The 13817-nt window shown below is 37.1% G+C and carries 8 protein-coding genes; 5 read left to right on the top strand and 3 right to left on the bottom strand.

Translation table 11 applies throughout. From position 1 onward, the window contains the following. The first annotated feature begins 210 nt into the window (after positions 1-210). Entirely contained in the window at positions 211-1203 is a 993-nt protein-coding gene (locus JO950_RS07795; protein WP_202702141.1) for a Gfo/Idh/MocA family protein, read from the top strand. A gap of 184 nt (positions 1204-1387) precedes the next feature. Here the strand turns inward: JO950_RS07795 and JO950_RS07790 are convergent, their stop codons facing one another. Beyond that, positions 1388-2356: an outer membrane beta-barrel protein gene (locus JO950_RS07790; protein ID WP_026109781.1), complete on the bottom strand. Its 969-nt coding sequence runs from the start codon at positions 2354-2356 to the stop codon at positions 1388-1390. Between the two features lie 177 nt (positions 2357-2533). After that, the gene (dnaE, locus tag JO950_RS07785) at positions 2534-7063 is read right to left on the bottom strand and encodes a DNA polymerase III subunit alpha (RefSeq protein WP_202702140.1); all 4530 of its coding nucleotides are present in this window, start codon (positions 7061-7063) and stop codon (positions 2534-2536) included. Between the two features lie 265 nt (positions 7064-7328). On the opposite strand from dnaE, the gene JO950_RS07780 reads away from it, so the two are divergent. Further along, positions 7329-8705: a PKD domain-containing protein gene (locus JO950_RS07780; RefSeq protein ID WP_202702139.1), complete on the top strand. Its 1377-nt coding sequence runs from the start codon at positions 7329-7331 to the stop codon at positions 8703-8705. A gap of 117 nt (positions 8706-8822) precedes the next feature. Here the strand turns inward: JO950_RS07780 and JO950_RS07775 are convergent, their stop codons facing one another. Further along, positions 8823-9242 (bottom strand): DUF417 family protein, encoded by a 420-nt coding sequence (locus JO950_RS07775; RefSeq protein WP_202702138.1) that lies wholly within the window; start codon positions 9240-9242, stop codon positions 8823-8825. 604 nt (positions 9243-9846) lie between these two features. Here JO950_RS07775 and leuC point away from each other — a divergent pair. From leuC to JO950_RS07760, 3 genes are all read left to right on the top strand, one after another. Further along, positions 9847-11241 carry a 3-isopropylmalate dehydratase large subunit gene (leuC, locus tag JO950_RS07770; RefSeq protein WP_202702137.1) on the top strand — a complete coding sequence of 465 codons (1395 nt, stop codon included), beginning with the start codon at positions 9847-9849 and terminating at the stop codon, positions 11239-11241. Positions 11242-11396: 155 nt separating this feature from the next. Further along, positions 11397-11993 (top strand): 3-isopropylmalate dehydratase small subunit, encoded by a 597-nt coding sequence (gene leuD, locus JO950_RS07765; protein ID WP_017494674.1) that lies wholly within the window; start codon positions 11397-11399, stop codon positions 11991-11993. 123 nt (positions 11994-12116) lie between these two features. Continuing rightward, positions 12117-13637: an alpha-isopropylmalate synthase regulatory domain-containing protein gene (locus JO950_RS07760; protein ID WP_202702136.1), complete on the top strand. Its 1521-nt coding sequence runs from the start codon at positions 12117-12119 to the stop codon at positions 13635-13637. Positions 13638-13817 lie beyond the last annotated feature (180 nt).

Below are 13817 nucleotides of genomic sequence, written 5' to 3'. Positions count from 1 at the left end.
TTCGTGGCTTTATTTTTATTTCACGCAGATATTGCAGATTTAGGCAGATCCAAACCAATTGAATTTAAAAAAATCTGTGAGTGTCTGCTCAAATCCTTTTAAATCTGCGTGAAAAATAATTCATAACAACTATTCTTACCACAAAGAATTAGTAATAATTAGTGTAATTCAGGGCAAACTTTCTAAATTTGAAAAACTAAAATCTAAAACATGAAAATTGTAAAATGGGGAATTATAGGTTGCGGAAATGTAACGGAAGTTAAAAGCGGTCCTGCTTTTCAGAAAGCTTCAAATTCAGCTTTAGTTGCTGTTATGCGCAGAGACGCAGCTCTTGCCGAAGACTATGCCAAACGTCATAATGTTCCGAAATGGTACTCCAACGCCATCGATTTAATTAATGATCCTGAAGTTGATGCCGTTTATATTGCTACACCTCCATCTTCCCATAAAGAATATACTATTTTATGTGCCAAGGCCGGGAAACCTGTCTACGTAGAGAAACCAATGGCTTTAAATTTTGAAGAATGCAACGAAATGATCAGCGTTTGTAAAGAACACAATGTGCCTTTATTTGTTGCTTATTACAGAAGAAGCCTTCCAAGATTCCTGAAAATAAAAGAACTTATAGAACAAGGTAAAATAGGAACTGTCAGACATGTAAATTGTATTTTATACCATCCGTTTGAGAAGCGCTACGACGACGAAATCAATTTACCCTGGACGGTTTTACCACACATTTCCGGTGGCGGAATATTTGTCGATTTGGCTTGTCATACCTTAGATTTTCTTGATTTTGTATTTGGTCCGATTAAATCAGTTCGCGGGCATGCGAGTTCACAGCTCAAAGCCTATCCGGCAGAAGATTCGGTTTCGATGTCATTTTTATTCGAAAATGGAATCCACGGAACCGGCTTATGGAATTTTGCCAGTTTTGAACGTTACGACAATACTGATATTGTAGGCGACAAAGGAAAGATTTCGTTCTCTACCTTCGGTAATGACCCAATTCATATTCAGTATGCAAATGGTGAAAAAGAAAGTATTACGATCGAAAATCCGCTTCACATTCAATTGCCACTTGTTGAAACTGTTGTTGCTGAAATTTTAGGCAAAGACGGTTTCTCACCATCAAAAGGAACCTCTGCTGCCAGAACAACCTGGGTTATCGATGAAGTGTTGAAAGAATTTAGAAACTCTAGATAAAGAGCGAGCCCATTTTGTTTCACGCAGATTTGGCAGATTTGGCAGATTTTTTTCTGCGATCATTAGTCTTGACCTCAATATTGTCATTTCAATTTCTATGATAAAAATCGAAATGACAGGGGACAAAAAAAGAGGATATTCGCAATGAATATCCTCTTTTTCTAAAAACTAAAACTATATAAAATTATAAGCTGTATTTAAGACCTAAAGTCAGTCCTAAACCTGAAATTCCAACATAAGAACTTAATTCGTTCATTGGTTTAGTAGAATCGTACCCTGATGGATTATACTCCTTATTATTAGAGTTTCCGTCTAAACGATCTACATATTTAGTATGAGTTGCAGAATATGAAGCAGCTCTGAAAGCAGTTGTTTCATTTAATTTATCTACACCATTTTCAGTATATATTGTAGTTTCTTTAGTCTTTCCGTGTACTGTAAAGTTACGGTATTCCAATTCTGCGAAAGCAGAAATATGTTTCCCTAATTTATAAGAGGTACCTAAAGATGCCATAAATCCGATTGTTGGATTTGGCTTAACTACATCTTTTGAGAAAGCATTTGTTGAAGCAACTTGATTAGCTCCTACAAACGTCGTATACTGTCTATCCGTTTTAATATCCAATGTACCATGAACAGGAACAATAACTCCTACTTTAGTGTATGGTTCAAAACCATGAGCTTCTCCTAAAAACATCACAATTGCTGGTGCTAAATCAAAAGCTTTAATTTCTCCATTCGCTGTAAAACTTACATAAGTAGCTGCCGGACTAGTAGCTGGATTATATGAAATAAGTCTGTTAGTCGTTTGTGACATGGTTTTTTCATTACTTACATAATAGTTAGCTGACATCTCAACTCCTAAACGTGCTGAAAATCTATAACCAGCAGTAATTCCACTTCTGAAACCTTGTCCAAAAGACCCAGTAACACTTTCTCTAGATGCTAATTTATTATTTGCTAAAGTACCTGCATAAACATCTCTGTTTGGCAATTGACCTCCAACAACAGGAAATTCTGTAGAAGCAGTTTGGTTGAAATAAGATGCACCCAATTTAAAATACCAGCTTTCCGGTTTATCTGCTTTTTCTGTTTGCGCCATTGTGGCCATAGAGCAAACTAATAACCCTAATAAAAATAGGTTCTTTTTCATAATTTTGATTTAATTAATTTTTACAAACATAGATTATTTTAACATAATCTTCTGGTTTGTATTGTTAGACTTGGAACGAAATCGTTGTAATTTTGAGCAATATTACTAAAAAACTATTATGCATGCATAATTTTAACTTAAAAAAAATGCATTCTTTTAAATTTTAACTGTTAAAATCTAATTTAACTTAAAATTCACCTGCATTTTTTCCAATTCTATCAATAGCTCTGTTGAGATTTTTATTTTTAACCTGCGGCTTGGCATGGTTAATTTGTTTACAACCTTAATTTCCTCAACTTCATTTACTTCCTGAATCTTTGTTTCTTCCATTCCATCATCTTCCCTGTCATTCTCTTCTTCAAAAGTAGTTTCCTCAAAATCTTTTGGCGTTTCGACCTCAACCAATCTCTTTACTTTTTCTAATTCCATGATCTCAAAAGTCACTGAATTGTCTCCTTTATTCTCGCTAAACAAATGGCTTAACCTATGAATAAAATCTGTCTGAAGGTCTTTTATGTTTAACAGTAAAATGAGCTTTTTGGCAAAAGCTTCCAAAATGTCCTGCAATTGTCTTATTTCAACAAATTGCATTCTTGGATCCGATTTCTTACCGGTATCATGATTTACCCAACCGTCTTTTATTAGTATTTTGATGAAAGCAAAATTATTCTGAATTAGAAAATGACGGAATTTTAAATACTCTTCCCCAAAAATCTTGAACTCGTAACTTTCGTCATACCCCTCTAAGTTAAAAACTGCCCAGCCTTTTCCATTTTTTGCCACACGATGCTGAACATTGTTTATGATTCCCGCAAAATTCAGATTTTTACCCACGAACTCGTTCATACTTTTCAAGGATTCCAATTTGTTATTGCAGAAGTATTTCATCTCAAATCTGAAATCGTCCAAAGGATGTCCTGAAATATAAATCCCAACTACTTCTTTTTCCTTCGCCAGTTTCTCCATGGTACTCCAGTCTTCACAAGGAGGCACAACAGGCTCTGCAATCTGCACTTCACTTGCTTCTCCAAACAAACTCACCTGTGAGGAGTTTTCGTTTTCCTGAAACTTCGATCCGTAACGCATCGCTTTTTCATAAAATGTAATTCCGTCACCATCATCATGAAAATACTGTGCTCTGGTTGTTCCTTCAAAGGAATCAAAACCACCTGCCAGCGCCAGGTTTTCGATTGCTTTTTTATTGGCGGCACGCAAATCAATACGTTTCGCTAAATCAAAAATCGATTTATATCTTCCGTCTTTTCTGTTTTCTACGATAGTTGCTACGGCTCCTGAACCCACTCCTTTAATCGCTCCCATTCCAAAACGAACTGCATACTCATCGTTTACGGTAAATTTATAATAGGATTCGTTTACATCGGGTCCTAAAACCTGCAAGCCCATTCGTTTACATTCTTCCATAAAAAACGATACTTGTTTGATATCGTTCATATTATTCGAAAGAACCGCTGCCATATATTCTGCGGGATAATGTGCTTTTAAGTAGGCTGTTTGATAAGCAATCCAGGCATAACAGGTCGAGTGCGACTTGTTGAAGGCATAACTCGCAAAGGCTTCCCAGTCTTTCCAGATTTTCTCCAGAACTTTTGCATCATGCCCTTTTTTCGCGGCCTGTTCCACAAATTTAGGCTTCATTTTGTCCAGTACGTCCTTTTGTTTCTTACCCATCGCCTTACGCAAAACGTCGGCTTCACCTTTTGTAAAATCAGCCAACGATTGTGACAAAAGCATTACCTGCTCCTGGTAAACTGTAATTCCGTAGGTTTCTCCCAAATATTCTTCACAGGCATCTAAGTCGTATTTAATTTCCTCTTCCCCGTTTTTTCTTCGAACGAAAGATGGAATGTACTCCAGAGGTCCCGGACGATACAGGGCGTTCATCGCAATTAAATCTCCAAAAACCGTAGGTTTCAGATCTTTCATGTATTTCTGCATTCCGGGTGACTCGTATTGGAAGATTCCAACCGTTTCACCTCTTTGGAAAAGTGCATAAGTCTCGACATCATCAATTGGAAATGTGTCCGGATCCAGATCAATTCCGTTTCTGTATTTTACCAGTTTAACGGTATCTTTTATAAGGGTAAGGGTCTTCAGACCCAGGAAGTCCATCTTTAGTAATCCTGCACTTTCTGCTACCGAGTTATCAAACTGGGTCACGTACAAATCAGAATCTTTTGCGGTGGTAACAGGAACGAAATTCGTAATATCCGATGGCGTAATGATTACCCCACAGGCATGAATTCCGGTATTACGCATCGATCCTTCCAGAATCTTTGCCTGTTGAATGGTTTCACCTGCCAAATCTTCTTCATTGGCAATGGCGATCAATTCCTTTACATTATCATATTCGTCTGAACGAAGTGCTTTTTTAACCTCATCCTCACTTTCAGAAATAAAACGCGCCAAATTCCACTTTGAAGGCATCATAGCCGGAATCAGCTTTGCAATTCTATCGGCTTCAAACAATGGTAAATCCAGTACACGAGCGGTATCACGTATCGCAGATTTGGTTGCCATTTTACCGTACGTAATAATTTGCGCCACCTGATTCTGACCGTACTTATTAATTACGTACTCCATAACACGTCCACGACCCTCATCATCAAAGTCAATATCAATATCGGGCATCGATACACGGTCAGGATTAAGAAAACGCTCAAAAAGTAAATCGTACTTAATCGGGTCGATATTGGTAATTCCTAAGCAATACGCTACCGCAGAACCGGCAGCAGATCCACGACCGGGACCTACCGAAACGTCCATATTTCTGGCTTCGGCGATAAAATCCTGAACGATCAAAAAGTAACCCGGATATCCGGAGTTCGAAATGGTCAATAGCTCAAAATCCAAACGCTCCTGAATCGACTCTGTGATTTCGCCGTATCGTTTTTTTGCTCCCACCATGGTAAGATGACGCAAATATTTATTTTCTCCTCTAACCCCGCCATCAGCCTCATCTTCGGCAACAACAAACTCTTCGGGAATATCAAATTTAGGAAGCAATACATCGCGATAAAGTGAATATCCTTCGACCTTGTCTACAATTTCCTGAATGTTAATAATGGCATCGGGTAAATCCGCGAAGAGTTTTTTCATCTCCTCACCTGACTTATAGTAGTATTCCTGATTGGGTAATCCGTAACGATATCCACGGCCGCGACCAATTGGTGTGGCTTGTTTTTCACCGTCTTTTACACACAGCAAAATGTCGTGTGCATTGGCGTCTTCTTTATTTAAATAGTAGGTATTATTGGTCGCAATTAATTTAACATCATGTTTCTTAGAAAATTCAATCAGCGTTTTATTCACACGGTTTTCATCTTCCTGATTGTGACGCATCACTTCCAGATAAAAATCGTCTCCAAATTGTTCTTTCCACCAGATCAAAGCTTCTTCAGCCTGAGTTTCACCAATGTTCAGAATTTTACTTGGAATCTCTCCGTATAAATTTCCGGACAAGACCATAATGTCTTCTTTGTATTTTTCAATAATACCGCGGTCAATCCTCGGAACATAATAAAATCCGTTTGTAAAAGCGATCGAGGACATTTTAGCCAGATTGTGATAACCATTTTTGTTTTTGGCTAATAATACAATCTGGTTTCCATTGTCTTTTTTGCTTTTGTCCAGGTGATTGTCACAAACATTAAATTCGCAACCTACAATTGGCTTTATCTCTGTTTCCGTTGGCTCCTCACCTGCTTCGACCAAAGCTTTATTTTTGGCAGACGCTCCTTTATTATGATTCATAACGGCACTCACAAAGTGAAAAGCCCCCATCATGTTTCCGGTATCGGTCATGGCAACAGCCGGCATTCCGTTTTTGGCGGTAGCGGCAACGATATTTCCAACCCCTATAGTAGATTGCAGTACCGAAAACTGTGTATGATTGTGTAAGTGCGCATATTTTGCGGCTTTAAAATCTTCTCTGTCAGAATGCGAAACGGCAGGTTCTTGTCCAACAGACTCTAAAGCCTTTAATTGCTCTCTGATTTTATCAGACGCTTTTTTAAGGTTAATGTGTTTTAAACCAATTAACGGAAACTCTTGTGGATTTCTACTTTGGAATTCCTTGAAATAATCCTTAGGAACATCCAGCTCTTCTTTGGTAAAAACTTCTCTTCTGATTAACTCCAGGAAACAACGCGTAGTTGCCTCAACGTCGGCAGTTGCGTTGTGCGCTTCTGCGAAAGGTTTATTAAAAAGATATTCGTGTAATTCTGTTAACGTTGGCAATTTGAATCTTCCTCCACGTCCACCCGGAAGTTTTAATAATGAAGCGGTAACTTCTGTACAAGTATCCAAAACGGGCATCGAACTCATAGGAGAATCGACTCCCATTCTATGAAATTCAGCCCCCATAATATTAACGTCAAAACCTAAGTTCTGACCGACAATAAACTTGGTTTTACTTAAAGCAATGTTGAATTTCTCCAAAACCTCGGCCAGCGTGATTCCATCGGCATCAGCCAATTCTGTCGAAATTCCGTGAATACGTTCGGCATCGTACGGAATATTAAATCCATCGGGCTTAACCAGATAATCCTGGTGTTCTATGAGCTGTCCCATCTCGTCATGGAGCTGCCATGCGATCTGAATACAGCGAGGCCAGTTATCAGAATCAGTTATCGGAGCATCCCATCGTTTTGGTAATCCGGTGGTTTCGGTATCGAATATTAAGTACATAGGTATAAAAAGACAAATTTAAAATTGCTCCGCCAGTTCGCTTTCGCTTGTGTCCAAATTTCGAAGATTATCCGATCCTAAATTACTGATTTAGTGATCGATAAAAATTCAAAAAATAAAAATGATGGAAGTTCAAATTTACGTTTTTTTTTTGCTTGAAAAAATAAAGAATCATGAATATCATTCTTAGAAAAAAACGACTCCTTTTCTTATAAAAAAAGATACCTTTGGGCTTTAAAACCTAATAAAAAACGCATTAAATTTTATGAAAAAAATTTTACTTCTTTCATTTATCCTTTTAAATCTTCTTAATTCCTGCAGCAGCGACAATTCCGAAACAGTCAAACCGATTGCTTCCTTTACTCTATCAGCAACAATAGTTAATATTGGGGATGAAATTAAAGTAACCAATACCGCCACAGCAGGTGCAGAAATCGTATCCTATACTTTTAATTTTGGAAACGACATTACCTCTACCGAAAAAGAACCTACATTTTATTATTCTAAACCCGGACAATATAGTGTTTCATTAGTTGTTAAAGATGCGAATGGACTAAGTACCACCAATACAATTGGAGTTACAGTGAATAATCTTTATTCTTTTCCAACTCAAAATCCAATTACAACCAACAACGACACTGATGTATTTCCTATAGAAATAGGTGTTTACGAGAATAAAATATTCTATACTGAAGGTTACAGAACAATATTAACATCATCTCCCCAATTGTACCGACATGTAGCATACGATGAAACAACTAAAACTTTTACTACAAAAATGGTTGCTCAAAAGATGGCTAATTCAGGACATTCCCACACTACTTTTCTAAACAACGGAAATAAAATTGTGACGATGGTTGAGTCTCTTAATTATATAGGAGGTCGAGAAGTAGAATTAAACTCTAATTGGGAATTCATTAAATTCGGCAACTCAGGTCAAATCACTTATGGCTCAATTCAAAATAATAACCAATATTATTTTTATGGATCTTATGCCGAAAATCCTTCCATCGAAATTAGAAATAATGCAGGTCAGATTATAAGTCGAAAAACTTACGAAAACACCCTTAAAAATGCATTTATCGGGCATTTAATTAAAACAGGAAATACCTACGTTGCTTTTGGAGGTAAATATGCCCCATCAACGACAGATGCGTTTATGAATTACAAGCCTTTAATACTATTTCTTAATGAAAATCTCGAGATAACCAATCAAAAAATATACGAGACAGGCAGCTTAAATACTTCCTTAAAAGAATGGAATAACCTAAATGGTTTCTATAAAGTAATAAATCTTACAAATGGAAATTTAGCTCTATACAGCCACAATGAACTGAGAATTACATCACCTCAAGGTGAAGAGCTTAAATTAATTAGATTTAATGGCAGCGGAAACATACAGGGACTTATAGAAGTTGATAATGGTTTTATTGTTTCCAGTGCCCGAAAAATAGAAAAATATGACAACCTAGGAAACGTAACAAAATCTATTTCATCCGAAGGAACAAATCATTCTGATTTTGTCAAAAAAGGAAATGTAATTTATTTTGCAATTGCAAGGCCGGACCTGTATCAGAATTACTCTCTTTACAAAGTGAGACTTGGAGCCATAGATTCCAACCTTACTTATCACAAACTATAAACTTCATGAATTAAAAAATAAAAGAGGAAGTCTCAAAACAATGAGATTTCCTCTTTCTTTTTTCTTTATCAGAAAGGCATCCTAAACAACAGAGGTTATCCATATCAATTACTCTTTTTATTCTTTCCCATTCACAAAAACCATCAGTGAAATTGCCAAATACGGAATGTCTTTTAAAATAAAAAAATCGGTTACAGGAAATCCTTCAACCATTTTAAAAACACCCGGAGTGGTCACCAGAAAACTCAATGTTGTCACAAATATAACCGCTGATGCAAAGCCCGCATAAAAACCAATTCTTCTTAAAAACAAAGAAGCCAGCAAACCAATCCCCGTTAGCACTTCAAAAATCCCAATAAGATTTGAAACCTGCTGAACTGACATTACTTTGTACATCCAGCCCATAGCAAAATGATTTTCGACCAATTCTTTTATCGCTCCGGCTTCCACTGCTGTAAACTTAAAAAGTCCCACCCAAAGCAAAATAATTACAGTTCCTAAAACTCCCAGTTTGTACGCAAATTCATTTAAATTCATAACATTATTTTTAAAATTAGAATGTTCAAAATTAGCACTAGCTTTTAAAAGCAAATGTCAGATACCCGTCATTATCCGTTAATTTCTCCACGAGCAATCTTCTACTTCTTCATTTAATTTCATTCTAAAAAAGAAAAAAATACGGTTCTTGGATGTCGTATTATTTCCATTAAAAAAACACAAATACATATTCCTCTTCAAGGCGTCAAAGTACGCTTAAAAAGTGTTTTTATCTGAGATTCCAGAAACTTAAAAAGGAATTCAAAATCAACAAAAACTGTCTTTTTTATTGATTTTGTTACATTTTTCAGACCTAAAGTCTATATTTTATAGCGATTTCAAGGCAAATTCGTCAACTGCTAAAATTCGAAGCCACTCTCCGGAAATTAACTTCGGAAAGAAAAACAATACTTATCTGCGATTCTTTTTTCGACCAAAAACAGATTTTTCAAAAGCCAATCGCAATTCGTATTTTTAGTTTGGGTATCGTATATAATGAAATATTGAAATTGACCACTTTTTAGCTTTTTTTAATTTTGCTTTCCTACTATATAGAAGCAGAAATTGCTGTGGTTATAGAAATTACAATTAAAAAAACAAAACAATGAGTAAGACATTATTTGACAAAGTATGGGATTCACATGTAGTGCGTAAAATTGAAGATGGACCAGATGTGTTTTTTATTGACCGCCATTTTATTCACGAAGTTACAAGTCCCGTTGCTTTTTTAGGATTAAAAGCCAGAGGCGTTTCCGTTTTATATCCGGAGCGTACTTTTGCAACTGCAGACCACAATACTCCAACTATTAATCAACACCTGCCAGTACAAGATGCTCTATCAGCCAATCAGCTGAAAGCTCTTGAGGACAATGCCAACGAATACGGAATTTCGCACTGGGGACTGGGACATATTAAAAATGGAATTGTACACGTAGTAGGTCCTGAAAACGGAATTACTTTGCCAGGTGCTACTATTGTTTGTGGTGATTCACACACGTCTACACATGGTGCTTTTGGAGCGATTGCTTTTGGTATCGGAACTTCTGAGGTTGAGATGGTTCTTTCTACGCAATGTATCATGCAGCCAAAACCCAAGAAAATGCGTATCAACGTAAACGGTCAGTTAAGCAAAGGAGTTGGACCAAAAGATGTTGCGCTTTATATTATTGCTCAGTTAACTACTTCAGGCGGAACCGGTTATTTTGTTGAATATGCCGGAGATGTTTTCGAAAATATGACCATGGAAGGCCGTATGACGGTTTGTAACCTAAGTATTGAAATGGGTGCCCGAGGCGGGATGATCGCTCCGGATCAGACTACTTTTGATTTCCTTGAAGGAAGATTATATACTCCAAAAGGAGAAGCATGGGACAAAGCGGTTGCCTACTGGAAGACCCTAAAAACGGATCCGGATGCTGTTTTTGATGCCGAATTGAACATCAATGCTTCCGATATTGAACCAATGATTACTTATGGTACTAACCCTGGAATGGGAATTGGTATCTCAAAACATATCCCAAATGCAAAAGAAGTTGAAGGCGGTGAGGAAACTTACAAAAAATCTTTGGCTTACATGGGCTTTAAAGAAGACGATGTCATGATTGGAAAACCAATTGACTATGTTTTCTTAGGGAGCTGTACCAATGGGCGTATTGAAGATTTCAGGGCTTTTGCCGAAATTGTTAAAGGAAGAAAAAAAGCTGACAATGTAACGGCATGGCTGGTTCCCGGTTCTCATGTTGTTGAAGCTCAAATTAAAGAGGAAGGAATCTTAGATATTCTTACGGATGCCGGTTTTGTATTACGTCAGCCGGGCTGCTCCGCTTGTTTAGCGATGAACGACGATAAAGTTCCTGCCGGAAAATATGCGGTAAGTACCTCCAACCGAAATTTTGAAGGTCGTCAGGGCCCCGGTTCAAGAACGTTATTAGCAAGTCCGATTATGGCTGCTGCAGCCGCTGTTACCGGAAAACTAACAGACCCAAGAGAGTTATTTTAATTTTAGATTGAAGATTTTAGATTTCAGATTGCTGATCTAAACCTCTTCAGATAAAATTGACTTACATTATTTAATACAAAACTTTTTAGTTTCTAAGTTTTAAGTTTTCAAAAAAAATCTAAAATCCAGAAACCTAAAATCTAAAATTCCAGAAAATGGCATACGATAAATTTAACATACTTACCAGCAGTGCAGTGCCACTGCCAATTGAAAACGTAGACACCGATCAAATTATTCCGGCTCGTTTTCTTAAAGCAACTAAACGTGAAGGTTTCGGAGACAATCTGTTTAGAGACTGGAGGTACAACGGAGACGATACTCCAAAAACTGATTTCGTTTTAAACGATTCAACTTACAGTGGAAAAATTCTCGTTGGAGGAAAAAACTTCGGTTCAGGATCTTCAAGAGAACATGCTGCCTGGGCGGTTTACGATTACGGTTTCAGAGCTGTAGTTTCAAGCTTCTTTGCTGACATTTTCAAAGGAAACTGTTTAAATATTGGAGTTCTTCCGGTTCAGGTAAGCCCTGAATTTGCCGAAACCATTTTTAAAGCCATCGAAGCTGATCCTAAAACAGAACTGGAAATTAATTTACCCAATCAAACGATTACTTTATTATCGACAGGCCAGCAAGAATCATTTGCTATTAACGGATACAAAAAGAACAACATGATTAATGGCTTTGACGATATTGATTATTTACAAAACATTAAAGAAGACATTGTGGCTTTTGCTGACAAACTTCCTTATTAAAAAATCAGGTTCAGTCCTATGAGACCCGGCAGTTTTTTTTTAAATCTGTCGGGTCTTATAACTTAAACAAACCCAGACAACACAACAACAATCTATTTGTATAAAGGAATTTGGAAAATCAATATGGAAAAAAGAAAAATTGAAATAATGGATACAACACTCCGTGATGGTGAACAAACCTCGGGAGTATCATTTTCTGCTGCAGAAAAACTAACCATTGCACAATTACTGTTGGAGGAGTTAAATATTGACCGAATCGAAATTGCCTCTGCACGTGTAAGCGAAGGAGAATTTCAGGCCGTAAAAAGCATCACTACCTGGGCAACCGAAAAAGAATACATCAATCGCATTGAAGTTCTTGCTTTTGTAGACGGCGGCGTTTCGATAGAATGGATGAAAAAAGCTGGCGCAAGAGTTCAGAATTTATTGACCAAAGGCTCCCTAAATCATCTCACCCATCAATTAAAAAAAACACCTGAACAGCACTTTTCTGAAATCGCATACATCATCAGTTTAGCCCAGGAAAATGATATTGAAACCAATGTTTATCTGGAAGACTGGAGCAACGGAATGCGAAATTCTCCTGACTATGTTTTTCAATTTCTGGATTTTCTATCCACTCAGCCTGTTAAACGAATTTTACTTCCGGATACTTTAGGTGTATTAATTCCGTCACTGACTTTTGAGTTTATTTCAAAAATCAGAGCCCGATATCCTAAAATTCATTTCGATTTCCACGCTCATAACGACTACGACTTAAGCGTTGCCAATGTTATGGAAGCTATAAAAGCCGGCATCAACGGACTTCATGTGACCGTAAACGGAATGGGAGAACGTGCCGGAAATGCACCACTCGAAAGTACCGTAGCCGTAATAAACGATTACCTGCCTGAAGTGAGCATCAACATTAAGGAAACTTCTTTGTACACCGTGAGTAAACTGGTAGAAACTTTTACAGGCTACAGAATTCCTGCCAACAAACCGATTGTTGGAGATAATGTTTTCACACAAACTGCCGGAATTCATGCCGACGGAGACAATAAAAACAATCTGTATTTTAACGATTTGCTTCCGGAACGCTTTGGAAGAAAACGAAAATATGCTTTAGGAAAAACATCGGGAAAAGCCAATATAGAAAAGAATCTTCAGGAATTAGGTTTAAAATTGAATCAGGAAGATTTGAAATTGGTCACACAAAGAATCATCGAATTGGGAGACAAAAAAGAGACCGTAACCAAAGAAGATCTTCCCTACATTATTTCTGATGTTCTAGACAGCCATACTTATGAAGAAAGAATAAAAATTGAATCCTATATATTAGTTCACTCCAAAGGAATGCGCCCGTCAACGACTTTATGCCTAAAATTCGGCGATGAAGTTATCGAAGAAAATGCGCAGGGTGACGGTCAGTTTGACGCTTTTATGAATGCTTTATCCAAGATTTATAAAAACAAAAAACTAACACTTCCCAAATTAATTGACTATGCCGTAAGAATCCCTCCCGGAAGCAGCTCTGATGCCTTGTGCGAAACTATCATCACCTGGGTCAACAACGGAAAAGAATTCAAAACAAGAGGATTAGATTCTGACCAGACTGTTGCAGCGATTATAGCCACTCAAAAAATGCTTAATATAGTTACCTGATAAAAGGTGCTAAGTTGCTAAGATTCTAAGAAACTGAGAAAAAAACAGAATCCAAGCAACTCAGAACCTGAGAAACAACAACAACAACAACAACAACAACAACAACAACAACAACAACAACAACAACAACAACGTCAAGTTACTAAATGCGTTAAATTAGAAAAAATCTTAGAACCTTAG

Source organism: Flavobacterium sp. UGB4466, from assembly GCF_903469665.1.
GTDB lineage: Bacteria > Bacteroidota > Bacteroidia > Flavobacteriales > Flavobacteriaceae > Flavobacterium > Flavobacterium lipolyticum.
This window is presented reverse-complemented; position numbering and strand designations above follow the sequence as displayed.